Source organism: Anatilimnocola aquadivae (assembly GCF_049819085.1).
Classification (GTDB): domain Bacteria; phylum Planctomycetota; class Planctomycetia; order Pirellulales; family Pirellulaceae; genus Anatilimnocola.
Window position 1 is genome coordinate 6,651,963 of sequence record NZ_CP187419.1, and the last position, 25,743, is coordinate 6,677,705.

The following is a 25,743-nucleotide window of genomic DNA, read 5'->3' on the forward strand; positions in this document are numbered from 1 at the left end:
TCAGGGAGAGACAGATATAGATCGCAGCAGAGAATATAGTCTCTCGCTGTTACGGAAAGTTGCGACGAACGATGTCGAGCCCCGCGCGAATCGCTTGCCGCATGTCGCTGGTCAAACCCGTAATGAGGTAAAAGCCATTTCGCCACTCGGGGTCGACTTGTTCGGTCAGAATGCGTTTGTCGGCGATGTCAGCCAGATGGTCGTCGAGCCGCTCGTAGTGACAGGCGGTGAAAAACAAAATGCCGGTATGCCGGGCGACGATGCGCCGCTTCTTGCGGTGCTTTTTCGGAGGAATGGGGATCAGCACGCCTTGATCGTCGTACGTCGGCGTGATGACCGTAAACTCGCGATAGTCGCCCGTCGAGTTTGATGGCAGGTCGCCAAACCGGTCGCTGAATTTCTGGCCGTCAATCGGCTTGCCATCCTTCCCAGGATAAGGAAACGGCCCGCCACTGATGATCGCCTGAATCGTCTTGTGGGCTTCGGGCGGCAAGTTGGAGTAGTCGATCGCATAGAGCGCGTTCCCCATGCTACTGCCACGCCCGAGCAGGCCATACTTGCGCATGGCCACTTCTTCGACAGCATGATCGATAAACTCAGGCATGGCGGGTTCCTGTAGCGATAGGACCGATCACAGCGACTTCAAATACTCCAGCAAATCGGTCATGGTCGCTCGGTCGATCTGCTTTTCGAGTCCCACGGGCATCAGCGATTGGCCGGTGCTTTTCAAGTTCTCGATGTCCACTCGCAAGATGGTGTCGGTGGCGTTCTCTTGCCGGCGCAACGTCACGCTGGTGGCCGATTCGGCGGTGAGCATGCCGTTAAGTGCGCGCCCGTCGGAAGTGAGCAGCAGATAATTCAGGTATTGCGGATTTACCTCGCGATTCGGATCGAGCACGTTCACCAGAATCGCTTCTGGCCCGCGATTCTTCATCGCGGCCAGGTTCGGGGCCAGCGGATGGCCAACACCCTCCAACTGATGGCAGGCGGAACAGTTCTTCTTGAAGGCAGCCTTGCCGCGAGTGACGTCTCCCTTGGCGTCGAGCACGCCGCGATAATCGGCCAGCACTTCCGCTCGGTCGCTAGGGCGACTGAGCGAAGCGAGGGCCAATGCCCGCCGACGAACTTCGTCGGCCGAGCTTTCGCTCAAGAGCTTCAATCGCGATGAATCGAGATCGGCAGCGGCTACCGTTTTGCTTTCGATTCCCTTCAGGAGTTCCAGCGACCAACCGGGACGCGAGCAAAGAACATCGAGCGCACGGGCCTTGAGGTCGGGCGTGAACTGATCGAGTCTCGCGAGCAGAAACTCCGACACTTCCGGTGAATCGAATGAGCCAACGACACTCAGTGTCGCTGCTTGAACTTCTCCGGGTTCCGCGGGGGAGAGCAACTCTGTTGCCAGTTGCTTCACGAGCGGGAAACCAGCCAACCGCAGTTGCTGAATGCTGGCGACGCGGTCCTTCGGCGTTGCTGCGCGATTGAGGGCACTCTTGGACGCAGTACCGAGCAATTCCTGCAACCACTCGTCGGCCTTACCGCCCGTGGCCGCGGCAATCTGCTTGCCGAGTGGCGAATCCTGTCTCGCAGCCAGGCTCTGCAAGGCGAGAGGCAGCAAAGGCGACTTACCCGTCGACCATTTGCCTATTGTGCTTACGAGGAGCGCGATATCTTCCGGTCGTTGCTGCTTACCGATTTGCATTACCAGGTTGCTAACAAGTTCCGTGGCGTTCTTCTGTTCGGCAAGCTTGCCATTCGCGGCCAATTGCTCCAGCATTAGGCCCGCACCATCTCCCAGCGACGAGAGGACCGCAATCCGCAAATCGGCGTTGGCAGGATCGGCTGCGATGATCTTCAGCAGCGGCGGAACCCGCTCGGCGGCAGGTAGCGCGCCTAGAGATAAAGCGACCTGAAAGCGAACTCGCGGATCTTCATCGCTGACCATTTGCACCAGTCGCTGACGAAGCGCCGGTGACTTGTCCGCCATGGTTTCTGCCAGCTTGGTTGCCTGCGCACGTACCGCAGGATGCCTATCGAGCAACCGCGGCAGCAGAACTTCGTCCGACAGCAGGTCTAGGCCGCGTAGTGCCCAGAGAGCTTGCAGTCGACCTTCGGGGGTTTTGCCGTCGGCCGACAAAGCCTGCAGGGCTCCAGCAACAGACATATCTTGCCGTTCGTAGAGCAAACGTGCGGCAGTCTCGCGGTGCCAACCATTCGGATGGTCAAGCAGCGTGACGAGGGTCGCTGTTTTTGCGCTACCCAATCGCTGCGGACCGCGCTGGACCAGTTCCTTCTCCGGCACCACGCGATAGATTCGACCTCGATCGCGTCCGCTGGTCAGATCGACATGCTTCTTGATGACCGGCGGAATACTGGCCGGATGTTCGATTGTTTCGCGATACATGTCGCAGATGTAGAGGGCTCCATCAGGAGCGTTCGCAAACTGTACCGGACGGAACCACGTATCGCGCGAGGCGATGAACTCCCGTTTCTCATCGACACGTTGCGCCGTAAAGCTGACCCCGTTCGGCTTCACCGTTTTGCGATGAATGATGTTGCTCCCCACATCGCCGACAAAGGCCATGCCGAGAAACTCGGCGGGCAAGGCATCGCCGTTATAGATGGTCACACCCGTAGCGCTGGTGAAGTAACCCGCTGGGCGTCCGCCACCTTCGACCACACCCGGCACAATCTTGTTCGCTCGCAAGCGAGTGCGCACAATTCGCCACGGCTCGATCGGGCTAATGCGAAATACATCGGCCTGAGGACCTTCAACGGCGATGCTGCGGCGCACACCAGGCGCGGCGAGATAGGGATTGCGAGCCAGATAGCGATCTTCGAAAACCGTGTGTTGAATGTGATCGCTGTTGCTGCAGACAAAGCGATTGCCCCAGCGGTCGGTTGTCGCGCCGTGCTGGGCACCACCACTGATGGTCTCAATTGCCAGTGTCTCGGGGTTGAACGAAAAGTCGCGCCCGCGAATCGAGATCGGCTCTTCATCAGCCGCAGCGGGCTTGCGTAGTTCTGCTCCGCTGCTGCTGATCGCACCGACGATGCGATTCTCGAGCGACCATTGAAACGTGTTCACGAGACCCTGCACGTTGCTGGTACCAAAGCCCGTGAGGACGACCTTGCGCTCATCGGCAACACCATCGCCATTGGTGTCTTTTAAGTAGAGCAGGTCGGGGGCATCGGCAACGAACACGCCACCTTTCCAACAGTGAATGGCTGTGGGCCAGTTCAACTGGTCGGCGAAGATCGTGCTCTTGTCGAACTTGCCGTCGCCATCAGCATCTTCCAACAGGCGAATGCAGCTGAGCTTTTCGCTCTGATTTTCGGAATAGCCGCGCATCTCGACGACGAACAAACGACTGTTTTCATCAAACGCGAGCGCAACGGGATCACACACCAGCGGCTCGGCAGCGACCTGCTCCAGGCGAAAGCCGGGAACAATCTCGAACGAGCCGAGCGCCTCGGAGGGTGAAAGGGGATCCAGCCTGGGTAACTCTGCCGAATAGTCTTTGTCGACCGAGTCGGGGACAGCAGGTTTGGAAGCGGGATTCGCTTCTGGTTTCGAGGCGGGTTTCGTTTGTTGGGCAACAAGCAACGCTGGGAGAGTAACGCAGCAAAAGGCCAATACGAACGGCAGACGGGAGGTATAATCCGAAGCCATCAGGTCTCTTTCGCGGGTTAGGAGGTAGGACGGGACAACGCCATCTTCGCAACCCAGCCCGCAGAATTCAACAAGTGGACATCAACAACTCGAACGCGGGATCAACGTGTACGCTCTTGTCACCGGCGCGAATGGATTCTTAGGACGGTACATCGCCGAGCAATTGCTCGCGCGGGGTGATCGCGTGCGGGCACTCGTGCGCCGCGCCGAACCAGAGTTGGCTGCCAAAGGGGCTGAGATTGCTCGCGGCGATATTCGGGATCTGACTTCGCTGAAAGTGGCGGCCGAGGGCGTCGATGCGGTGTTTCACGTCGCGGCGATAGCCGGCATTTGGGGACCGAAGGCCAAATACTGGGATGTGAACGTCACGGGCACTGCCAACGTGCTCGAAGCTTGCCTGCGGAACAAGGTGCCGCGACTCATCTACACCAGCAGCCCGAGCGTGACCTTTGCCGGTGGCGATCAAAAAGGTGTCGACGAAAGTGTGCCGTATCCCGAGAAGTTCCTGTGCTACTATCCGCAAACGAAGGCAGTCGCGGAAGAATTGGTCCTGGATGCCAATAGCTCCGACCTGCTGACCTGTTCACTCCGCCCGCACTTGATTTGGGGTCCGCGAGACCAGCATCTCATTCCCAGGCTGCTCGACCGGGCCCGCAGCGGCAAACTGCGTTATGTCGGTGATCGCACCAATCTCATCGACGCCGTGTATGTCGAAAACGCCGCGGCCGCCCACTTGCAGGCCGCCGATGCCCTGCAACCCGGTTCGCCCGTGGCTGGAAAGGCTTACTTCATCACGAACGACGAACCAGTGAACTGCTGGCAATGGATTGACGAGCTACTGGCACTCGCCGGTCTGCCGCCAGTGAAGAAAAGAATCAGTTTGCGAGGTGCCTACACGGCTGGTGCACTGATGGAAGGTCTTTGGACACTCCTGCGCCGTACCGACGAACCGCGGATGACCCGTTTTCTCGCGCTGCAGCTTGGCACTTCCCACTACTTCGATATCTCGGCCGCCAAACGCGACTTTGGCTACGCCCCGGCCATCAGCATGGTGGACGGAATGCGCCGGTTGAAAGCGTCGTGGGACACTACTTCGTGAATTTTTCCGCTGGAACTCACTGACGTCCTTGTCGCCGGGGGGAAGTGCGTATAATCATTCGTTTTCCAATTCGGAAATTCTGTTCGCGAAGTTTCGTCCTTGGGGGACTGCCTGAAATGCTGAAAGATGCCGTCGAGCGTTGGACCATTACCGATGCCAGCGAAATGTACGATGTGCCGCGCTGGGGTAAAGGTTACTTTTCCATCAACGCTCAAGGGCACATGCAGGTCCATCCCAACAAGGATCCCGCGATCGGCATCGACATGAAGGAACTGGTCGATCGCCTGCAACTGCGCGGGCTCGACTTGCCGATTCTTCTGCGGTTTAACGGCGTGCTGAAGGATCGCCTGCGCGAGATGCACGACGTCTTTGCCCAAGCGATCAAAGAGCACGACTATAAAGGCCGCTACACCTGTGTGTATCCCATCAAGGTGAATCAGCAGCGGCACGTGGTCGAACAAGTCGTGCAGTACGGCAAGCCTTACGGTTTCGGTCTTGAAGCGGGCAGCAAGCCCGAACTGCTGGCGGTCGTCGCCATGACCGACGCCGTCACGCCCATCATCTGCAATGGCTTTAAAGATGCCGAGTTCATCGAAATGGCGATGCTGGCGCAGAAGATCGGCCGCAACGTCATTCCCGTCGTCGAAAAGTACACCGAGTTGGCCCTCATCCTGAAGTATGCCGAAAAGGTTGGCGTGCGTCCGCAGATCGGCATGCGCATCAAGCTGGCCGCCAAGGGCTCCGGCCGTTGGCAGTCGTCAGGGGGTTTCCGCAGCAAGTTCGGCCTGACGGTCGGCGAAATCTTGAAAGCCGTCGATGAACTGAAGAGCCGCGACATGCTCGACTGCTTCAAGCTGTTGCACTTCCATCTCGGCAGCCAGATTACCAATATTCGTCAGATCAAGGGCGCGATGACCGAAGCGGGCCGCGCGTATGTCGACCTGGTGAAGCGCGGCGCGGGGCTCGAGTATCTCGACGTTGGCGGCGGCTTGGGCGTCGATTACGACGGCAGCCAAACGAACTTTGAATCGAGCATGAACTACACGCTGCAAGAGTACGCCAACGACGTGGTGTATCACCTGCAGAGCGTGTGCGACGAAGCAGGTGTGACGCATCCGAGTATCATCTCGGAGAGCGGTCGCGCGGTCGCTGCTTACCACGCGGCGCTCGTGTTCGGCGTGCTGGGTGTTTCGGGCCAAGGGAACCAAGGCCAGAACGGCGAAGAGACTCTACCCGAGGTCAACCAGGAATCGGAGCAGCCCCTGCACGACCTGATGGATACCTACAAGGGAATCACCGCTCGCAATGTGCTCGAAAGTTTTCACGATGCCCAGCAAGCCATGGACGTGACCATGACGCTGTTTGGCACCGGCTACCTTTCGCTCGAGCAGCGGTCGATCGCCGAGACCATGTTCTGGGCAATCTGCCGCAAGATTCGCCGCTTTGCCGAACAACTCGACTACATGCCGGAGGAGCTCGAAGGGCTCGACCTGATGCTGAGCGACACCTACTTCTGCAACTTCTCGCTGTTTCAATCGATGCCCGATAGCTGGGCGATCAAGCAGTTGTTTCCCGTGATGCCGATTCATCGGTTGGACGAACGTCCCAACCGCCCAGCGGTTTTGGGCGACATCACTTGCGACAGCGATGGCAAGATCGACCAGTTCATCGACCGCCGCGACGTCAAACGCACACTGCTACTTCACCAGTACAACGGACAGCCTTATTACTTGTCCGCGTTCCTCATTGGTGCTTACCAGGAGATTCTCGGCGACTTGCACAACCTGTTTGGCGATACCAACACGGTGCACGTCGACTGCTCGCCCACCGGCGAAGTGATTCTCGAAGCCATTGTGAAGGGTGACACCGTTCGCGAAGTGCTCGACTACGTCGAGTTCGATCACAGCGATCTCGTCACCCGCCTGCAAACGGCCGTCGAGAACGCCGTTCGCGAAAACCGCCTCGACCACCAGGCCGCCGGTCGTTTCATCAAGTTCTACGACGACGCCCTCAACGGCTACACCTACCTGGAAGAACCGGGCGATTAATGTTGGACGCGAGGGTCGCAGTTGGGCTACTGTGTTTTGTACTCAAAACACAGTAGCTGGAGGTCACACGGGCGCGCATTTCCTCCCTTTCCCCAGTACTCTGGGGTAAAGGGCTGAGCTGCGAGAAGACCTTGCGAAATGAACAAGCCCCGCAACTACAATTTCCGGATGACTCTCTCGGCAATTTTTTGCTTTTCCTGTTGGGGCTGGTTTTTCCTCTATCTGCCGGTGTTTTCCAGCCCCTCGCACGGGCCTGCTGGCGATTTCGGCATGCCCTGGGTATTCGCGGTTTACGTTGGCGTTGCCTTGGGATTGATACAGCTAGGCTGCGTGCTCGTTGCTCTGCGCGGTGAATGGGATTGGTTCAGAAGAATTGCGCTCGCAGGGCTCGTCGGCGCGTATTGCTTTCAACTGCTGTGGGCCACTGATCTGTTCTTTGTGGCCAGGCTCTATTGCTCGTCTTACAGTCTCAGCGAGTTTGTTAACGAAGCGAGGCAATCCGCCACGCTGCCTGCGACACCGCGTCGCGTTGGTTTGTTTGCCGTCGAAAGAGTAAAGATCGCGAAGGATGGATCCGTCTATCTCGTGACGGAAGTTTACCCCGAGTGCGAATATGGAATTGGCTGGGTGCCGCGGGACGTGGATCGGACCAATTCGCAGGAACGAGTATTCAGCCATTGGTACAAGTTTTATAACTCTAGGAAATAGCGTTCAGCGCCTCACACAGCGGCGATGCATCCCATGAATAGCGCCCTGCTTCTGATTAATTCCGTTGTCGCTTTGGTTGCGTGGTTTCTGCTCTTCGAGCGCACCCTCAAACGCTGGCAAATGTCGCTGGCCTCACTGCTCGCGCTGGTATCGTTGCTGGCGGCCGCCCTCGGCTCTTCCTTGCGTTAAGCGATTGGCTTTCCGTATATCGCAGGCTATACTACAATGCCGAGCCCTGTTCGATTCGCCGAGGTTCGAAAGCTGCTCGAAGAGGCTGGCTATGAACTGGCGCGGATCAGCGGGTCGCATCACATTTTTGTGAAAGATGGCTCCGATCTGGTTTCGATTCCCGTTCACAAGGGATTGGTGAAGTACGGCTATGTCCGCAGGATCCAGAAAATCATCGATGCCGAGCAAGCCCGCGAAGAAGAGCCCGAAGAACCATGCGACGGAGAGTAAGCCTGCAGTGAAACGCGGGGCATTCAGCGCGACGGTCAGTAAGGCAGCGAAACAGTTGGTCGCACAGTACCAGATCATTCTGAATTGCGAAGAGGGAGAGTGGTTCGGGCGAGGACTGGAGTTGCCGAATGTGTTCGGGGACGGTGCGACAGCAGACGATTGCGTTGTCTCAACGCGAGCAGCTTTGGTGGCCGCCGTGAGTTTTCTGCTGGAGAACGGCAGGACGCCTCCCGCACCTGCACAGCAAGGTCTGCGAACTCAGCAGGTAAATGTTCGCCTGACTGCGGAGGAGAAGGCTCTGCTTGAAAGTCGCGCGCAGAGTCGAGGGTTCAGCGGGCTTTCGGATTTCATTCGTGCAGTGGTGATCGACGCGGCGCGTTAGTTGGATTGCGAAATCACATGCCGATAGGCGCGACGTAACCCGACAGCCGCCTCGACCACCAGGCCGCCGGTCGTTTCATCAAGTTCTACGACGACGCCCTCAACGGCTACACCTACCTGGAAGTACCAGGGGACTAGTGTTGGAGTTCCGGCTTTAGCCGGCTATTCTGAATTGGTTCGAAGAAAACCGGCTAAAGCCGGAACTCCAACCGTTTGGCATTTGAAGGCGACTGCATGGACCCTGACCGTCCTATGTATCGCTGGCGACAGCTGACGCCGGAGCAGCGGCAAGCGGCGTTGCTGGAGCGGCAGAACCACCGCCTTCCTTGGCATGGCCCGCCGCACTACGAAAGCGAGAGCCAACTGTACCTTGTCACGGCGGCCTGCTACGAGCATCGACCGCTGATCGGTGCTCATCCGCAGCGCATGAGCGAATTTGAGGCAGAACTATTGAGCGTTTGCAGCGAGTAGTGTCAACAAATCTTTGCCTGGATCATTCTTCCCAATCACTACCACGTCTTGCTGCATTCGCTTCAGGTCAAGGTGCTTCTCAAACAACTGGGGACACTGCACGGCCGCAGTTCATTTCGTTGGAATTCCGAGGACCAGCAGCGAGGCCGTCATTGTTGGCACCGCGCGGCAGAAACTGGAATGAAATCGGAGTTGCACTTTTGGGCGACGCTCAACTACGTACTGAACAACGCCGTCCGGCACAGGTATGTTCACCATTGGCAAGAGTGGCCCTACTCAAACGCCTCGCAATATCTGGCTGATGTAGGGCGAGAGCTCGCCGAAGAACGCTGGCGCACTTATCCAGTCCTCGACTATGGCCAAGACTGGGATCCGCCCGAGTTGTAGTTGGAGTTGGTTGGAGTTTCGGCTTTAGCCGGTCTTGTATTGGGTAGGAGAGGGGCGAAGGCAGAATGCCCGGCTAAAGCCGGAACTCCAACGGGCTACGCTCCTTCAGGGGGCGCTCACAAACCAGGTTGGTTTGTGAACAGCAATGTGCGTGGCGCCCGAGGAATACTGCAGGTCGTGTTCACAAACTGGCACTGTTTGGGGTCAAGTTCTGTTCGTTGACGTCACGCTTTGTGACTCACGGAGCGGCAGGCTTGGTGGGAAGCATCGAGACGAGAGCCTCTTCAGCTTCGCGCACGCCGGACCAGTCGGTTTGGTAGCTGGCGGGGACGAAGCGCGACTGGTTGGCGGCCGTATAGGCCTTTTCGAGCGAGGTTCCGGCCCAGGGAAATTCCAGAAACGCGGCTTTGATCTTGGCTGCCAATTCGGGCTGCAGTTGATGAGCATGCGCGAAGCAGGCAGGAGGAAAGGTCGCCGACTGATAGATGGAACGGACAGAGTCTTTGGGCAGATCGCCACGGCTCATTACCCGCTGATAGAGATCGCTGGCCACGGGGGCAGCATCGCCACGACCGGCCGCGATATCTTTGATGGCCTGCTCCTGCTTGTTGACGAACACGGGCGTGTAGTCCCGCTCGGGTCGCAGGTTGAACTCCTTCCACAAGATCATCAGCGGAGCTTTGCAGCCGGAGTGGGAGTAGGTATTGGTGAAGAGGATCTTTTCGCTTCCTTTGAGATCGGGCACTTGCTGCGCGGCACTCTTGGCCGGCACGATCAGTTCCATCTGGTAACCGAACTTGCCCTCGGCATCGGCCATGACGCAAAACGGCACTGCCCCCCCTTCGTTCACCGCGAGCGAGACGGCACCCGTATTCAAGCAGGCGAGATGGATCTTCCCCGCGCGCAGATCGCTGGCTTGTACGACCACCGGTGGCAGGGCATCGCCGGGCGAAACGCCTTTGGTTTCGGGCCGAATGCTCAGGTTCACCTTCTTGCCGGTCGCTTTTTCCAGATGAGCGACGAAGTCGGCCCACTGCTGTTGCTCGAGTGAGAGATCGCTGCCGAGCACTTCAAACTCCAGCGTTTCGGGGTCGAGCAGTTGATCGGCCGCAGCGGGAGCATCGGCGACCAGGTCGCCATTGCTATCAGAGAGACCGGTGGCCAGCTTGGTTGGTGCGCGAAGTGCTTGGCTGACGCTCGCGAGAAAGTCGACTGGTTCGATGGCTCGTTGGGCTTGCAGATAAACGCCCGAGAAGACGGCCACCACGACAAGCCCCAGCGGGATCGCCACCTTCAACACGTTCTGAAGAGAAAAGCCAGGCTGGGATGGCTTCGGCGCAGACTGGGGAGCGGGAGCGAGACTCGTGGTCATGACGGCACCTTCGAGAGGCGGATGACGGGATGTTCTTACGACTCGATCGCCCGCCGCATTCTAGCAGAACCACGGCCAAGGGAAGCATTTTGGCAGTACACTATCACGGCCTCCAAAGTCCATTCCTACACGAGCGCGATATGTACACGTATGCAGGGAAGACCGCACTGGTAACGGGCGCTTCGTCGGGGATCGGCGAGGCGTTCGTCAAGGAACTGGCGCGGCGCAAGATGAACCTGATGCTGGTGGCTCGCGACGAAGCAGCGCTGCAAACGCTGGCGGCGAAGTTGACTGCCGAGCAGGGGATTCGGGCCGATGTGGTCGCGGCCGATCTGAGCCAGGAGGCTTCGGCCACGCGGATTGCAGCCGAAGTTGCCAGACTGGGCGTCTCGATCGATCTGCTGGTGAACAACGCCGGGTTCATGACCTATGGGCACTTCGAAACGAACGATCCGGCCACTGAACGTGCCGAGGTGATGGTCAATGTTGCGGCCGTTGTCGACCTGTGCCACGCCTTTGTGCCGGGCATGCTGAGTCGCGGCGAAGGGGCGATTATCAACCTGGCGTCGATTGTCGCCTTTCAGCCTGTGCCCTACATGGCGGTTTATTCGGGGACCAAGGCGTTTGTCGTGTCGTTTTCGATGGCACTCGCCGAAGAACTGCGCGGGCGAGGCGTCCGCGTCGTCACGCTTTGCCCGGGACCAACGGCTACCAAGTTCTTTGAACGCTCGAACTCGGCCGAGGTGATTCGAGTCGGCTCGCACAAACCAGATGCAGTGGTGAAAACCGCCTTGCGAGCACTTGAGCAAGGGCGCGGCCTGATTGTCGATGGCTGGAAGAACACGCTGATGACGTATTGCTCGAGTGTGCTACCGCGGGCCTTTACGGCCCGAATGGCTGCGCAGCAGACGAGGCCTCCTGCGAAGTAAACAGCATGCAGGTCTACTTTCGGGCTTGATAGAGTTTTTCGGCTTCTGGCATCCAACCGCTGAGATCACGAATGCGAGTTTCGTGGCTGGGGTGCGTCGCCATGAACTCAGGCTGCCCTTTCACATTGCCGGTCGCTTCCTGCATGCGTCCCCAGAACTCGATCGATTCCTTGGGATCGAATCCAGCGGTTGCCATCAGGAACAGGCCCAGGTGATCGGCTTCAGATTCATGCTTGCGGCCGTAGTGCAAAATTCCGTACTTGGCTCCGGCATTCAGGGTTCGCAGGATCCCCTCGCGCTGAGCGGGATCCAAATCGGAAATCGAAGCACCGGCAGAGTTCACAGCGATTTGTGCCATCTGTGTACTGGCCATCCGTTCGGAACCATGGCGACCGAGGGCGTGCGAAATTTCATGCCCCAGTACCGTGGCCAGACCCGCTTCAGTCTTGGCGATCGGAATGATTCCCGTATAGACCACCATCTTGCCCCCCGGTAGGCAAAAGGCATTTACCTCGGGACTATCCACCACTTCGACTTGCCAGTCCATATCTTGTGGCTTCAAACCAGCGGCCTGGAGAAATGCCGGATCTTTTGTGGCGGCGATCAGCCGCGCCGCGATGGCCTTCACTTCCTCGGCCTGCATGCCCTGCACGACCTTGGCGTCGCTGAGAGTTTCCTCGAAGGCTTGCAACCCGAGTGCCTTCTCCTCTTGGGGGTTCATCCCCACGATTTGCATCCGCCCGAGCGGGCCGCGCTGGCACCCTTTCACGGCGATCCAGCCGATCATTGCTAAACCAATCAGGATCGGAACAAACCGCATCAAGAGCGAACGGCCCCCGCGACGCATCCCTTGATTATCGTAGCCAGCGGACATAATAGGCCTCCCGTTGTTTCAGGTGGATTGTGAAAAGGTGAACTATCGCCTGCCAGCAAAATCCGTTCCTACGTCTTGCCGCCAATTATGCCACTTGGCTCGCGCAGCTGGTATGGTATGTCTGGTTGATCTGCCCGCCTCTCTCCTCCGAAATCTGCCTTTTTTCATTTCGTCCCAGGAGTCCCACCATGAGTCGTCCTCAATCAGCGTCGCGTCGTACCTTCCTGAAGGTTGCTGCCGCGACCACGATCACCGCCCCTTACTTCGTTCGCAATCTGCAGTCGGCACCACCGAGCGAGAAGGTTCGCCACGCCAGCTTTGGCGCATCGGGAATGGCTGCCGCCGATTGGGGAGCCATTTCGCGAGTGCCCAACGTGCAACTGGTATGCATCGCCGATGTCGACATGGACAAAGCGAATGCCGTGAAGGCCAAGCAGCCCGACCTGCGCGTTTATCAGGACTGGCGAGAACTTCTTGACAAAGAACACAAGAACCTCGACAGTGTGAATGTGTCGACCCCCGACCACATGCACGCGCCGATCGGCCTGAGTGCCATGCACTACGGGCTGCACGTGTATGGGCAAAAACCATTGGCCCACAATGTGAGCGAGTGTCGCCAACTGACAGAAACTGCCAAGGCGAAGAAACTGGTCACTCAAATGGGCATTCAAGTTCATAGCAGCAACGAGTACCGCATGGCGGTGCATCTGGTGCAGGCCGGTGCGATTGGCCAGATCAAAGAAGTCCACACTTGGAGCAATAAGAAGTGGGGCGATTCGTCGCCGCTCCCTGGCAAGACGGAGACTCCGCCGGCCTCGCTCGATTGGAATGGCTGGTTGGGGGTGGCTGCCGAGCGGCCATTCATCGGCGGCGGCTACTATCACCCGGGCAACTGGCGGAAGCGTCTCGACTTTGGCACGGGCACCTTCGGCGATATGGGCTGCCATATCTACGACCCCGTCTTTGCTGCCTTAGCTTTGACAGCGCCCGTCTCGGTGAAATCAGAAGGTCCGGTACCGACGGAAACGAACTGGGCCAACGATGCCAAGGTTTTTTACGTCTTTCCAGGCAACAAGTTCACTGCCGGTAAAACGGTCAATGTCACCTGGTACGACGGCGATCAACGTCCACCTGCCGAAATTGGTGCGATGCTGGGTGGCCGCGAGTTGCCCGGCCAAGGTTCGGTGTTCATTGGCACCAAGGGGCTGATGATTCTGCCGCACGTCGGTGCGCCAATCTTGCTGCAGCCTGACGGCAAGGAAGAGTTGGCTTTTGAACGCCCCGCGCTCGAAGGCGTGAATCACTGGCAGCAATTTGTCGACGCTGTTCGTGGCATCGGCAAGAACTCTGCCAGTTTCGATTACTCCGGCCCGCTTACCGAGTCGGTCCTGCTCGGCGGAGTCGCTTCGCGATTCAAGGGCGAAACGCTCGAGTGGAATGCTGAAAAGCTGACCTTCACGAACAAACCCGATGCCGACCAGTTCCTGAAGCGGGAGTATCGCAAGGGCTGGGAAGTGATTGGACAGAAGGCGTAGCCCCCGCGACCAACCAGCCGAGTGACCAACTTGTTACCCGACTGGCAGGCGTGCAAGCACACCTGAGAATTGTTCCGAGTGGTGGCCGCATCTATACTTGATGTGGCCGCCACCCACCCTGGAAAAGGATTGCACCCTATGCCGCTGCCAATTTGTTCGCTCCGCCGCAACTCGTGGATCGTCGCCTTGCTGGCAATTGGCTTACTACCCATCTCTTTTCCCGCCCTCGCGGAAGATAAGCCGACGAGCGACAAGAAAGAAGCCACGGCCGAGAAGAAGGCGGACAAAGACGCGCTGGAGTACGAGTTACTCCGCCTGTTTACCGATTCGCTCGATCAGGTCGAGCGGAACTACGTGAAAGAGATTGACCGCCGCGAACTGCTCGAAGCGGCCATCAAGGGCATGCTCACCAAGTTGGATCCCTACTCTTCGTACATCCCGCCGAGTGATCTGGAGAAGTTTCGTAGCAGCGTCGAGAACGAGTTTGGTGGTATCGGCATCACCGTGTCGGTCGAAAGTGGTGAACTGACAATCATCACACCCATCTTCAAAACGCCGGCCTTCAACGCGGGCCTGCGCGGTGGCGACATCATTCAGGAAATTGAAGGGCAATCGACCAAGGGCATCAGCCTCGATGATGCCGTCAAGCGAATGAAGGGAAAAATTGGCACGCCGGTCAAGATTAAGGTCAAGCATGTCGCCGAGGATCGAGTCGCGGAACTGGAAGTGAAACGCGAACTGATCCGCGTGGATTCCGTCCTGGGCGATCATCGCGAAGCCGACTTCACCTGGAATTACTTTCTCGATGACGACAAAAAGATCGGCTACGTCCGGATCACCAATTTTGCTCGTCATACGGCTGACGACCTGCGGCAAGTGCTGGGCGATTTGACCAAAGCGGGTATGAGTGGGCTGATTCTCGACCTGCGGTTCAATCCGGGCGGTTTGCTCAGCACCGGCATCGATGTTTGCGATCTGTTCGTCGAAGACGGCAAAATCGTCAGCACCGCCGGTCGCAATACGCAGGAACGTGTGTGGAAGGCGAAGAAGGAAGGAACCTTCAGCGATTTCCCGATGGTCGTGCTGGTGAATCATTACAGTGCCAGTGCCAGCGAGATTGTCGCCGCCTGCCTACAAGATCACGAGCGGGCCACCGTCATTGGCGAACGCAGCTGGGGCAAAGGGAGCGTCCAGAACATCGTCGAACTTGAATCCGGCAAGAGTGCTCTCAAGCTGACAACAGCTGGCTATCTGCGCCCTAGTGGCAAGAACATTCATCGCCATGAAAGTGACAAAGACGGCGACGAATGGGGCGTGAAGCCCAACGAAGGCTTTGAAGTGAAAACAACCAAAGAAGATGACAATCGCTGGTCGGAAGATCGGCGCGAGCGCGACATGATCAAAATCAAAGTCGCCAAAGAAGCCGATCCGGCTGCGAAGTCCAGCGAACCGTTTGTCGACAAGACGCTGGAAAAAGCTCGCGAGTTTTTGGTCGAAAAGACCGCGAAGATCCTCGCCGAAAAGCAGGCCGCGGCCAAATGACCGAGTCTGCTGAACCGCGGTATTTGTTAGCGATCGAAACCACTTGCGACGAGACGGCTGCTGCCGTCATTACCGACGACTTGCAAGTTTTGTCGTCCGTCGTCGCCTCGCAGGAAGAGTTGCATCGCCGCTATGCGGGCGTCGTTCCCGAATTGGCAGCACGAGCGCATGTCGAACGGATTGTGCCGGTTATTGATGAAGCGATTCGACGAGCATCGTTGAAGCCCGCCGATCTCGACTTGATTGCGGTGGCTCACACGCCCGGGCTAGCCGGTTCGCTGATCGTGGGAGTGTCCGCTGCGAAGGCCCTCGCGATGGCTCTTGAAAAGCCGCTGGTTGCTCTCAATCACTTGCACGCCCATATCTATGCTTGCCGACTCGCTGCGGGACGAGATGTCTATCCTTGCTTGGGACTGATCGTCAGCGGCGGTCATACGAGTCTCTATCATTGCCGAACCTCAACCGATTTCGAAGCACTGGGGGGAACGATCGACGATGCCGCCGGCGAAGCGTTCGATAAAGTGGCGACGTTGCTTGGCTTGTCGTATCCGGGCGGCCCTGCCATCTCCAAGGTAGCAGAAAACGGGAATCCGAAAGCGTATCGATTCCCTCAAGGCTTGCGCGGACAAAAAGAGCGGTTTGATTTCAGTTTCAGCGGACTGAAGACGGCTGTGCGTTACGAAATCTGGGGACCCGGCCAGCCCATCGACGGGCCGCCACCACTCAGCGCGCAACAGGTCGCCGATATCGCCGCCAGTTTTCAGGCGGCCGTCGTCGCCAGCCTGGCAGAGAAAACGAAAGCCGCTCTGCAACACATACGCTTGCCGCGCTTGTGCGTCGGTGGCGGCGTCGCGGCGAATCGCTTGCTGCGAACCAGGTTGCAAGAAGTGTGTCAGTCACTGCAGGTTGAACTTCACTTCGCACCGCCCGAGCTTTGCACCGACAACGCGGTGATGGGTGCCATCGCTTGGGAAATGTTTCACGCGGGAAAGCTCGCGGACCTTGGTCTGGATGTGCTGCCTGGATTGGTGAGAGATCGTTAGCGCATCATGAATGCGAGAGCACCAACACGCGCTGAGTGAATGCGAATCACGGCGCGATTTTTGCGCGAAGTGAAGTCAGTTGTTCTGCGACCGCAGCGCTGGCGAGACTGCCAATGGCTCTTTGTCGCGCCGTCACAAACGGCAGCAGTGGTAAAGTGTGCCTCCTGCGGTGGAATTTAATATTGGCGAAGCTTTGCGGACGATAGTTGTCTTGTCAGACGGTTGCGTGATAGCACTGCAGTCGCTGAGCTCACCGGTGCGGTCGCCCGGTGAGTGAAATCGAGAGGTCGGCCCGCCGAAGCTGTCCGCTCGATTTACCCAGCCGCGAGAGTGAGCGCTCGCCGGCACCAAGAAGAGCCCGCTGCCATCCCTATTATCCATTTATTCCGCAGATCATTCGCGCCCGCCCCCCGCGGCGACGTCGTGTAGAGGAAGGAGCCACCGATGTTGGTTTTGTCGAGACACCGTGATGAGAGCATCATGATCGGCGACAATATTGTCGTGACGATTGTTGATATTCGAGGCGATAAAGTTCGGTTGGGGATTGAAGCCCCGTCCGATATCCCCGTGCACCGCCAAGAGGTGTACGAGGCTATTCAACGAGAAAATCGCAAGGCCAGCACGCTGCGGCCCGGCGATACGAAGGATCTTGGTCGCGCCAATTCTGCTGGTGCGTAAGTAAGTCTGTTGGTCTCTGCCGCTGGCTGCTTGGGTCACACACCTCTTCGCGGTGACCCAAGTTCGGGCACAACCAACTGCGGAAGTTGTGCCAGCCGAATCTGAAGCTGGGCTGCCAATCATGGAGGTGGGGTCGGGATTCTTTCTCGCGGCGAACGATCATCCCGGCCCCGGTCAAATTTTCTCGTAACAAGCGGCCCCTGGTCGCTTTCTGTGCGCGATGCTCGCGTCCTCCTCCTAACGGCGGAGCAGCCGACAAGCAGGCTAATCCGGCCGCAATTTGCCGTCCCATCTCTTCCCCCACGCTCGTGCGGATGAAATACTGAAGCTCTGCCTCTCCCTTCACTTTCCGCAAAGGTCGCTCATGAACGACGTCCCTCAAAACAAGTCTGGCGCTACCGATTCTCGTCGCAGCTTTCTGAAGACGACAGGCACGATGGCTGCAGCAGCGACGCTTACCGGCGCGATGGTCCCCCGCGTGCATGCCGCGGGCAGTGATGTGGTGCAGATCGCGCTCGTCGGTTGCGGCGGTCGCGGTACAGGCGCGGCCAAGGATGCGCTTGGTGTGAAGATTGGCCAGACGAAACTCGTCGCCATGGCTGACGTCTTCGAGAATCGCTTAAACATCAGCCATCAGGGTTTGAAGAACGCAAACAAAGACAAGGTGGAAGTTCCGGACGACCGCAAGTTCATCGGCTTCGATGGCTACAAGCAGGCCATCGATTGCCTCAAGCCGGGCGATGTTGCCATCTTCGCGACGCCGCCAGCTTTCCGCTGGGTCCACTTCAAGTACGCCATCGAAAAGGGCGTGAACGTCTTCATGGAGAAGCCGATCACCGTCGATGGCCCCAGCACACGCAAGATGCTGGCCCTCGGAGAAGAGTCGGTCAAGAAGAACATGAAGGTCGGCGTCGGCCTGATGTGTCGACACTGCGAAGCCCGCGGCGAACTGTTCGACCGCATTCAAGCCGGCGAAATGGGCGACTTGATTACCCTGCGTGCCTATCGCATGCATCCACCGGTTGGTTCCGCATTTTCGGATCCAAAGCCAACGGACATGAACGAACTCGATTACCAGATTCAACGCTTCCACAGCTTCTTGTGGGCCAGCGGTGGTCTTTTCAGCGATTTCTACATTCACAACATCGACGAATGCTGCTGGATGAAGAACGCCTGGCCGGTTCAAGCGCAAGCCGTGGGTGGTCGTAACTATCGGGGTGACAAGATCGACCAGAACTTCGACAGCTACGCCGTCGAGTACACCTTTGCCGACGGTGCCAAGCTATTCATGAACGGCCGCGTGATGCCAGGCTGCCACGATGAATTCGCCAGCTTTGCTCACGGCACCAAGGGCTCGGCGATCATCTCGCAAGCGGGGCACGCTCCGTCACGTTGCAAGATCTACAAGGGTCAGAACATGACCAAAGAAAACATCATCTGGCAGTTCGGTCGCCCCGAACCCAATCCATACGCTCTGGAATGGGAACACCTGATCGACGCCATTCTCAACGACAAGCCTCACAACGAAGTGAAGCGCGGTGCTGAAGCCAGCCTGGTCACTTCGATGGGCCGCATGGCAGCTCACACCGGCCAAATCGTTACCTTCGACGAGATCCTCAATAGCAAGCATGAGTTCGCGCCCGATGTCGATAAGCTGACGAAGGGTGGCGATGCGCCGATCAAGGCCAACGCGGAAGGGAAGTACCCGATTCCGATGCCGGGCCTGAACACGACGCAGGAATACGCGTAAGTCGAAGGCTCGCCCTCCCGAAAGCGGATGACTGACTACATGACGGAACCCATTGCAAATCTCAACGGCCAGTGGGTTCCTCAATCGCAGGCGGTCATTTCCGTTACCGACGGTGGCTTCGTTCAAGGGGTAACCGTGGCGGAACAACTGCGCACCTTCAATGGCCAGTTGTTCGAATTGCCGCGGCATTTGAAACGGCTCGCTCGTTCGCTCGAGATCGTCGGAATTGATCCCGGCGTCACACTAGCGGAACTAGAATCTCGCGCCCGCGAGCTGGCCGCACGCAATCATGCCCTGCTGCAACCGGGCGATGATCTGGGCCTGTCGATGTTCGTCACGCCGGGCATTTACGGCACTTTCGTGGCTGCCGGTGGACACTCCGGTCCCACCATCGGTATGCACACCTATCCGCTGCCATTTGGTTCTTGGGTGAACAAGTACGAGCAGGGAGAAGCGCTCGTGCTGACCGATGTGCGGCAAGTCCCCAATGATTGCTGGCCAGCAGAACTGAAGTGCCGTAGTCGGATGCACTACTATCTGGCCGATCGTCGCGCGCGGCAGATCGAGCCGGGCGCGCGAGCGGTCATGCTCGACGAACGAGGCTTCGTTTTGGAAGCTTCCACAGCGAACCTGCTCATCTATCGCCAACGTGAAGGGATCGTCTCGCCTCCTCGCGCAAGCATTTTGCCCGGCGTAAGTGTGGCAATTCTCGCCGAACTGGCTGCGGAACTCTCGATTCCCTGGAGCGAACGCGACCTCACCGTCGCCGATCTCTCGACCGCCGACGAAATCCTCCTTTGCAGTACCAGCCCGTGTGTTTGGCCCGTTACTCGTTTCGCCGGCCAAGCGGTTTCCCGCGGCAAACCTGGCCCTATCGCCCGCCAGTTGCGCGCCGCCTTCAGCAACCGCGTAGGGCTGGATATTGCCGCGCAGGCAGTGCGGTTTGCGACGCGGTCTTAGCATTCGGCCCGAAGGGCCAGAGCTTGATAGCCCAGGGCAACGCCCTGGGGAATGGTTTTGTACGAGCAAGGCACCCGGAACGGGTGCGGCGAAGTTGGCCAACGATGAAGTGGCTCGATATCCTAAACGCGTACTCGCAAATCTCACGTTTTTAGGATGCGTTAGCCATGCCGCAGTCACATGCCAGGATCCTGATTCACCTGGTCTTTAGCACGAAGAATCGACAATCACTCTTGCCCGCCGACTTCTATGAACCGCTGTGTCAGTATTCATACGGCATTCTGCAGGAAGAGAAGTGTCACCTGATTGAAATGAATAATGTCTCCGATCATGTTCACGTGCTGTTCGACTTGCATCGGACAGAAGCGCTTGCCGATGTGGTAATGCATCTTAAGAAGGGGACTTCGCGTTGGCTCAAAGAGCAAGGAAGCCAGTTCCGCAATTTCGACTGGCAGGATGGCTACGGTGCCTTCTCGCTCGGCTTCTCGCAACGCAAGACAGCCATCAACTACATACGCAAACAACAAACGCATCATGGCAAGATTTCGTTCCAAGATGAGTTTCGCGATTTTCTCAAACGCTACGAAGTGGAATTTGATGAAAAGTACGTCTGGGGCTGATCTCGCCGCACCCGTTCCGGGTGCCAGATCACTGCGAGATCCCATTCCCAGGGCGTTGCCCTGGGCTGACACGCGCGAGCCCTACGGGCTGGCTGAATTGGCCCCTTTCTTTTGGCCAGTTTGCGTTGCCTTGGACAGTCGCGTTGCTCGCAAGTCCGCTGTAACGTCTCCCGCCCCGGACACGCGGAACCCGGTTGTGCGATACAATAGTATTCCTGCTACGGACCTCTTCAACTCTTGAGCTGGCTCGCATGAAACCCGATGACTTTTTGCCGCGGCCGGATCGACTGCAGCCGCTGGCGACGCAACCACACGCCACGCCCATCTATTTGACGAGCGTCTGGGAATGCGAGTCCCCCGCCCAGGCCGATGCGATGCTTGGCGGGCAAGAGCCTGGCTATGTCTATCAGCGCGATGGTCATCCGAACGCGGTCGCTTTGGCGGCGAAGCTGAACGAACTCGAACAGGCACCGCATGGCGCGGTGGTTACCTCGGGCATGGCTGCCATTTCTGCGGCGCTGTTGGCCACGACGGGCCAAGGCGATCACGTCGTGACCGCGAGTCGCGTGTACGGCAAGACGCTGCAGTTATTGAGTGCCGAGGCTTCGCGACTGGGAATCACATTGACCATCGTCGATACCAACGATCTGGCTGCGGTCGAAGTGGCCATGACCGATAAGACGAAGCTGGTTCTGGCCGAGACCATTGCCAATCCGCTTTTGCAAGTGGCTGATCTTGCCGCACTGGCCGAAATTGCTCATCGCCGCGGAGCCAGGCTGCTCGTCGATAATACGTTTGCTTCGCCGCTCGTCTGCAAGCCGATGGAACTCGGGGCGGATTTTGTCATGGAAAGCCTCACCAAGACGCTCAACGGCCACAGCGATGTGCTGCTCGGCTATCTCGGCGGCCGAACCGATATTTGGCCGCGCGTGAAGCAAGTCATTAGCGCTTGGGGCTTCTCGGCGTCTCCGTTCGATTGCTGGCTAGCCGCGCGCGGCCTCGCTACGGCTCACTTACGATCGGAACGAGCCTGCACGAACGCGTTGGCAGCGGCCGAGTTTCTGACGAAGCGGCGAGAAGTCAGCCGAGTGGAATATCCGGGCCTGGTCGCCCATTCGCAGCATGCACTCGCGCAAAAGCAATTCAACACGCACTTCGGCACGATGGTAGCGTTTGAACTTCGCGGCGGGCGACCTGCCGCCGACAAGTTCATTGCAGCAGCGAAAGACATTCCGTTCTGCCCGTCACTGGGCGAACTGTCGACAACGCTCAGTCATCCGGAAACGACCAGTCATCGCGGCCTATCACCCGAAGGTCGCGCTCAACTTGGCATCACCGGTGGGACGATTCGCCTGTCGGTCGGCACCGAAACCCCGCAACACATTTGCAGTGCCCTCGCCAGCGCTCTCCTGCAAGTGTAGCGTGGAAGGGTGGTATTTGCTGAGCCGGAAGCGTCAGCGCCCGGAGAGTTCACGCGAGCAGACTCAGCAAGTGTTCTCCGGGCGCTGACGCTTCCGGCTCAGGTTAAGATGTTTTATTCGTTTGGATTCGATTGTGAATAGCGGAACCATCGTTAACAAAGGGACCTGGCGTGAAGCAACTGTCGGCGGGCATCCGTGCGATGTCTTCGAACCGGCGGTGCGCCATGAGAAGGGCTTTGTCGTCCTTTACTTGCACGGAGTCCATTTGAATCGGTTGGTCGACAAACAGCCGTTCATCGACGAGTTCGCTCGCCACGGACTGACCGTGGTCGCCCCGTTCACCCAACGAAGCTGGTGGACCGACATCATCTGCCGCGAGTTCGATCCGCAAGTGACCGCCCAGCAACACTTGCTCACGCGCGTATTGCCTTGGATCGAACAAGAGTATGGTGCCACGCCGGGCAAGCAAAACCAACCGACCAGGATCGCGCTTCTGGGCACCAGCATGGGTGGCCAGGGGGCGCTACGTCTGTCGTACAAGTTTCCCACGATGTTTCCCGTTGCTGCTGCCATCTCGCCGGCCATCGATTATTACCTGCGGTACAACGAAGGTGACGAGACGCTGCCCGAGATGTATAGCGATCCGGAAGCCGCGCGGCAGGACTCTGCGACGCTGCACATTCACCCGCTTAATTGGCCCCGCAATCAATTTTTCTGCTGCGACCCCGAAGACTTCCGCTGGTGGAACTCGGCCGATCGCTTGCGGATGAAGCTCTACTCGCTGGGCATTCCACACGAGTGCGATATGGAAACCAGCGGCGGCGGGCATGGCTTCGAGTATTACCATCGCATGGCTCCGCGGGCAGTTCAGTTCATTGTCGATCGCCTGCAAACTGAGCATCGCCGACTTCTTTAAGTAGCCCGACGGACAACTACCAAGCAATGACCACCGCCCCCGAGCGCGCGATACCGAAGCTGTCGATTACGGCTGCGCGCGCGGTGGATGAGCGGGAACCCGATAAGCGACCCCTCGATATCGGCCTGATCACCAGGCTGATCGGCTACATGCGGCCGTATGCGTGGAAGCGGAATGTGCTCTTTGTGTGCGTCGTGCTGCGGGCGATTCAGTTGCCCTCGATTGCTTGGACGATTGGCTGGGTCATTAATGGGCCGATTGCCAATCACAAGAATTACGACGATCCTGTTCAGGCTATTCTGCTCGGAGCCCTCGGGCTCGGATTGCTGGCACTCTCAACGCAGGTGGTGTTTCACTTTCGCCAGCGATTGGCGCTCGAACTGGGCGAAGCGGTCATTCACGATCTGCGCCGGGAGATTTTCGCTCATCTGCAGAGCATGCCGATGAGCTTTTACAACAAAACGAAACTGGGGCGAATCATCAGCCGCGTGACCAGCGATTGCGAGTCACTGCGGGTGGGCGTGCAAGACGTGCTCTTCGTCAGTCTCGTTGGCATTTTGCAGATGGGAGTAGCCGGCGCTTTCATGCTCTACTCCGATGCCGCGCTCTTCAGCGTCGTGCTGGCCATGAGCCCGGTACTCTGGATGTTGAATCGCATTTTTCGCAAGAAGCTGAGCAATGCTTATCGCGTGGTGCAAGAAAGCTTCAGTCGGTTGACCGCGACACTAGCCGAATCGATCAACGGCGTGCGAGTGACGCAGGGTTACGTTCGACAGGACGTCAACGCCGAACTGTTTCGCGAATTGCTCGACTGGCACGGCGAGAATGTAGTCAAAGCGGTTCGCCGTGAAGGATTGCTGTTGCCGCTGCTGGAACTGAATAGTCAGATTTTTATCGTGGCACTGTTGCTCGTCGGCGGCTACCGCGTGCTGAATCCTGCGACGCAAATGCCGGTCGAGAATCTGATCTACTTTTTCTTTCTCGCCAACAGCTTCTTCAGTCCGATTCAGATTCTTGGCAATCAATACAACCAGGCACTCACGGCGATGGCCGGGGCCGAGCGCGTATTTGCCCTGCTCGATCGCCAGCCCGAGTGGACCGATGTTCCCGATGCCCAGCCTCTGCCGCGGGTCGTCGGTCACGTGGAATTGAAGAACGTCACCTTCGGCTACGATCCCGAGCGGCCCGTGCTACACGAGATTAGTCTCGCCGCTGAGCCAGGCCAAACGATCGCACTCGTGGGCCGCACGGGCAGCGGCAAGAGTTCGATCATTAACCTCATCGCGCGGTTCTATCTGCCGCAGCAGGGGCAAGTGCTCATCGACGGCCACGATATCAGGCTGGTGAGCAACGAATCGCTGCATCATCAAATGGGGCTCGTGCTGCAACAGAATTTTCTGTTCAGTGGAACCGTGAAGGAAAACATTCGCGTCGGCCGGCCGGAAGCTACCGACGAAGAAGTGTTGACCACCACGTTGCAACTCGACTGTCTGGACATGCTGGCTGATTTGCCCAAAGGGCTAGAGACGCAGGTCGGCGAACGTGGTGCGCAACTGTCGCTGGGGCAACGTCAGCTGGTCTGTTTCTGCCGAGCACTCCTCGCCAACCCGCGGATTCTGATTCTCGATGAAGCCACTAGCAGCGTGGATACGCTCACGGAGTTGCGGATTCAATCGGCCCTGGCCAAGTTGCTCGCCGGGCGGACCAGCTTTGTCGTAGCTCACCGTTTAAGCACGATTCGCAATGCCGACCAGGTGCTGGTGCTGGAAGATGGCCGCATCATCGAGCGCGGCAATCACCTGGAGTTGATCGCGCTCGGCGGTGCTTATGCCGGCATGGTGCGACAGTTCAGCCACGGATAGATGTGGAATGAAGCCGTGCTTCGTCTTTTGCTGGGAAAGGGCAAGGACGAAGCACGGCGTTATCTTACGAAAGCTAGCGCAAGCCTCGTTTGGAGCGTGTGGCGGTGCGGGCAGGGAGCGGGACGGTGCCGCCACTCAGATCGACCGGCGGAGAGTCGGCGTCGTCTTTCAGCTGGCCTTGCTGCTTGGCCGCGATGGCCCGGGCGATCTTATCGGCAGGCTTCGGTTCGTTCGAAGCTTCCTGACCGGGCGGATTGCCCCATAAGCAGCGGCCGCCGTTGCGCGTTTGCACCTCGTAGCTGATGCGACCATTCGTATCTTCGGAAACGACGATACGATACAAGCCGACGTCTTTCCATTGATCGGACCAGGCTGCCGCGATCTTGGCGGCGGCGGTCACGCGCGGGCTGCCCCAATCGGTGCCGTAAGGACCGGCTGGAGCGGTATCTCCGGCATCGATCCGCAGCATGTCGGGCAAATTGCGAGCGGCAAATGCTTCGGACGGAGAAGGGAGCAAAATTCCCTGCTCATCGACGAGCAACAACTCGGGACGTCCCCGGTAAGCAACTTCCACCGAGGCAATCGGCCGGCGATAGACAAGGTCGACCTCAACCAGCGCGGGGTACGACTTGCGCACCTGCTTCACTTGCGCCACCCAGTTGTGTACCGCGAATGCTCGGCGAACGCGCTCGAGCAGCGTGCGATCGCGCAGGTCGAGCTTGGTGAGACTGCCGTCGCGAATCGCTTCGAACTTGACGTCCCCTTCGATCCATGGAGGCTGAGAAGTGACGATAATCTGCTGCGCGGTGACTTGATACGGCTCCGATGCCAGCGAAGGCTCGCCCCAACGACGCCAGGCTTCTTGAAAGCCCCACCAACAACCACCCAGGAGCAACAGAACGCCTAGCAGGCCGCGAATTTCTTTGCGCAGCAATATCTTTAGAAGCGAGACTCCCGGAGGAGTCTGCGGTGGCGGCACCGCCGGTGCCGATGATTTACTTTTCATATCCCTGAACTC

At 58.3% G+C, this 25,743-nt stretch carries 23 protein-coding genes and 2 pseudogenes; 20 read left to right on the forward strand and 5 right to left on the reverse strand.

Going from position 1 to position 25,743, the window contains the following annotated elements; all coding sequences use genetic code 11:
- Positions 1-49: 49 nt before the first annotated feature.
- Positions 50-604: a ribonuclease domain-containing protein gene (locus NA78x_RS26235; protein WP_425615335.1), complete on the reverse strand. Its 555-nt coding sequence runs from the start codon at positions 602-604 to the stop codon at positions 50-52.
- 27 nt (positions 605-631) lie between these two features.
- Entirely contained in the window at positions 632-3,670 is a 3,039-nt protein-coding gene (locus NA78x_RS26240) for a PVC-type heme-binding CxxCH protein (protein ID WP_425615336.1), read from the reverse strand.
- A 106-nt stretch (positions 3,671-3,776) separates the two neighbouring features.
- On the opposite strand from NA78x_RS26240, the gene NA78x_RS26245 reads away from it, so the two are divergent.
- From NA78x_RS26245 to NA78x_RS26285, 9 genes and pseudogenes are all read left to right on the forward strand, one after another.
- Positions 3,777-4,769 carry an NAD-dependent epimerase/dehydratase family protein gene (locus NA78x_RS26245; RefSeq protein ID WP_425615337.1) on the forward strand — a complete coding sequence of 331 codons (993 nt, stop codon included), beginning with the start codon at positions 3,777-3,779 and terminating at the stop codon, positions 4,767-4,769.
- Between the two features lie 116 nt (positions 4,770-4,885).
- Positions 4,886-6,817, forward strand: coding sequence for a biosynthetic arginine decarboxylase (speA, locus tag NA78x_RS26250; protein ID WP_425615338.1), 1,932 nt, complete (start codon positions 4,886-4,888; stop codon positions 6,815-6,817).
- Positions 6,818-6,955: 138 nt separating this feature from the next.
- Positions 6,956-7,525: a hypothetical protein gene (locus NA78x_RS26255; RefSeq protein WP_425615339.1), complete on the forward strand. Its 570-nt coding sequence runs from the start codon at positions 6,956-6,958 to the stop codon at positions 7,523-7,525.
- A 33-nt stretch (positions 7,526-7,558) separates the two neighbouring features.
- Positions 7,559-7,714 (forward strand): hypothetical protein, encoded by a 156-nt coding sequence (locus tag NA78x_RS26260; protein WP_425615340.1) that lies wholly within the window; start codon positions 7,559-7,561, stop codon positions 7,712-7,714.
- A 36-nt stretch (positions 7,715-7,750) separates the two neighbouring features.
- A complete protein-coding gene (locus NA78x_RS26265; protein WP_425615341.1) occupies positions 7,751-7,984 on the forward strand; it encodes a type II toxin-antitoxin system HicA family toxin in 234 nt (77 codons plus the stop codon).
- Positions 7,932-8,366 (forward strand): plasmid mobilization protein, encoded by a 435-nt coding sequence (locus NA78x_RS26270; RefSeq protein WP_425615342.1) that lies wholly within the window; start codon positions 7,932-7,934, stop codon positions 8,364-8,366. Before NA78x_RS26265 ends, NA78x_RS26270 begins: the two co-directional genes overlap by 53 nt.
- Before the next feature lie 53 nt (positions 8,367-8,419).
- Positions 8,420-8,503 (forward strand): annotated as a pseudogene (locus tag NA78x_RS26275) (hypothetical protein); the annotation flags it as partial.
- Positions 8,504-8,599: 96 nt separating this feature from the next.
- Entirely contained in the window at positions 8,600-8,836 is a 237-nt protein-coding gene (locus NA78x_RS26280; RefSeq protein WP_425615343.1) for a hypothetical protein, read from the forward strand.
- Between the two features lie 180 nt (positions 8,837-9,016).
- A complete protein-coding gene (locus NA78x_RS26285) occupies positions 9,017-9,223 on the forward strand; it encodes a hypothetical protein (protein ID WP_425615344.1) in 207 nt (68 codons plus the stop codon).
- A gap of 238 nt (positions 9,224-9,461) precedes the next feature.
- Here NA78x_RS26285 and phnD read toward each other — a convergent pair whose 3' ends face one another.
- Positions 9,462-10,595 (reverse strand): phosphate/phosphite/phosphonate ABC transporter substrate-binding protein, encoded by a 1,134-nt coding sequence (gene phnD / locus NA78x_RS26290; RefSeq protein WP_425615345.1) that lies wholly within the window; start codon positions 10,593-10,595, stop codon positions 9,462-9,464.
- Positions 10,596-10,735: 140 nt separating this feature from the next.
- Here phnD and NA78x_RS26295 point away from each other — a divergent pair, with 140 nt between their 5' ends.
- Positions 10,736-11,524, forward strand: coding sequence for an SDR family NAD(P)-dependent oxidoreductase (locus tag NA78x_RS26295; protein ID WP_425615346.1), 789 nt, complete (start codon positions 10,736-10,738; stop codon positions 11,522-11,524).
- Between the two features lie 13 nt (positions 11,525-11,537).
- Here the strand turns inward: NA78x_RS26295 and NA78x_RS26300 are convergent, their stop codons facing one another.
- Positions 11,538-12,398, reverse strand: a complete 861-nt coding sequence (locus tag NA78x_RS26300) for a M48 family metallopeptidase (protein WP_425615347.1) — start codon at positions 12,396-12,398, stop codon at positions 11,538-11,540.
- A gap of 188 nt (positions 12,399-12,586) precedes the next feature.
- Between NA78x_RS26300 and NA78x_RS26305 the strand changes: the two genes are divergently transcribed.
- The 10 genes and pseudogenes from NA78x_RS26305 to NA78x_RS26350 all read left to right on the forward strand — a co-directional run.
- A complete protein-coding gene (locus NA78x_RS26305) occupies positions 12,587-13,933 on the forward strand; it encodes a Gfo/Idh/MocA family protein (RefSeq protein WP_425615348.1) in 1,347 nt (448 codons plus the stop codon).
- Positions 13,934-14,071: 138 nt separating this feature from the next.
- Entirely contained in the window at positions 14,072-15,475 is a 1,404-nt protein-coding gene (locus NA78x_RS26310) for a S41 family peptidase (protein WP_425615349.1), read from the forward strand.
- A complete protein-coding gene (gene tsaD, locus NA78x_RS26315) occupies positions 15,472-16,518 on the forward strand; it encodes a tRNA (adenosine(37)-N6)-threonylcarbamoyltransferase complex transferase subunit TsaD (RefSeq protein WP_425615350.1) in 1,047 nt (348 codons plus the stop codon). Before NA78x_RS26310 ends, tsaD begins: the two co-directional genes overlap by 4 nt.
- Before the next feature lie 444 nt (positions 16,519-16,962).
- Positions 16,963-17,196 carry a carbon storage regulator CsrA gene (gene csrA / locus NA78x_RS26320; protein ID WP_145095524.1) on the forward strand — a complete coding sequence of 78 codons (234 nt, stop codon included), beginning with the start codon at positions 16,963-16,965 and terminating at the stop codon, positions 17,194-17,196.
- Positions 17,197-17,560: 364 nt separating this feature from the next.
- The gene (locus NA78x_RS26325; protein ID WP_425615351.1) at positions 17,561-18,946 is read left to right on the forward strand and encodes a Gfo/Idh/MocA family protein; all 1,386 of its coding nucleotides are present in this window, start codon (positions 17,561-17,563) and stop codon (positions 18,944-18,946) included.
- 39 nt (positions 18,947-18,985) lie between these two features.
- A complete protein-coding gene (locus NA78x_RS26330) occupies positions 18,986-19,906 on the forward strand; it encodes an aminotransferase class IV (protein ID WP_425615352.1) in 921 nt (306 codons plus the stop codon).
- Between the two features lie 167 nt (positions 19,907-20,073).
- Positions 20,074-20,526: an IS200/IS605 family transposase gene (gene tnpA, locus NA78x_RS26335; RefSeq protein WP_425615353.1), complete on the forward strand. Its 453-nt coding sequence runs from the start codon at positions 20,074-20,076 to the stop codon at positions 20,524-20,526.
- A gap of 251 nt (positions 20,527-20,777) precedes the next feature.
- Positions 20,778-21,947: a trans-sulfuration enzyme family protein gene (locus NA78x_RS26340; protein ID WP_425615354.1), complete on the forward strand. Its 1,170-nt coding sequence runs from the start codon at positions 20,778-20,780 to the stop codon at positions 21,945-21,947.
- 133 nt (positions 21,948-22,080) lie between these two features.
- On the forward strand, positions 22,081-22,863 hold the full coding sequence (locus NA78x_RS26345; protein ID WP_425615355.1) for an alpha/beta hydrolase-fold protein: 783 nt from the start codon (positions 22,081-22,083) through the stop codon (positions 22,861-22,863).
- Positions 22,863-24,725 (forward strand): annotated as a pseudogene (locus NA78x_RS26350) (ABC transporter ATP-binding protein); the annotation flags it as partial. The gene NA78x_RS26345 and the pseudogene NA78x_RS26350, both read left to right, overlap by 1 nt.
- Before the next feature lie 73 nt (positions 24,726-24,798).
- Here NA78x_RS26350 and NA78x_RS26355 read toward each other — a convergent pair.
- Positions 24,799-25,731, reverse strand: coding sequence for a hypothetical protein (locus NA78x_RS26355; RefSeq protein WP_425615356.1), 933 nt, complete (start codon positions 25,729-25,731; stop codon positions 24,799-24,801).
- Positions 25,732-25,743 lie beyond the last annotated feature (12 nt).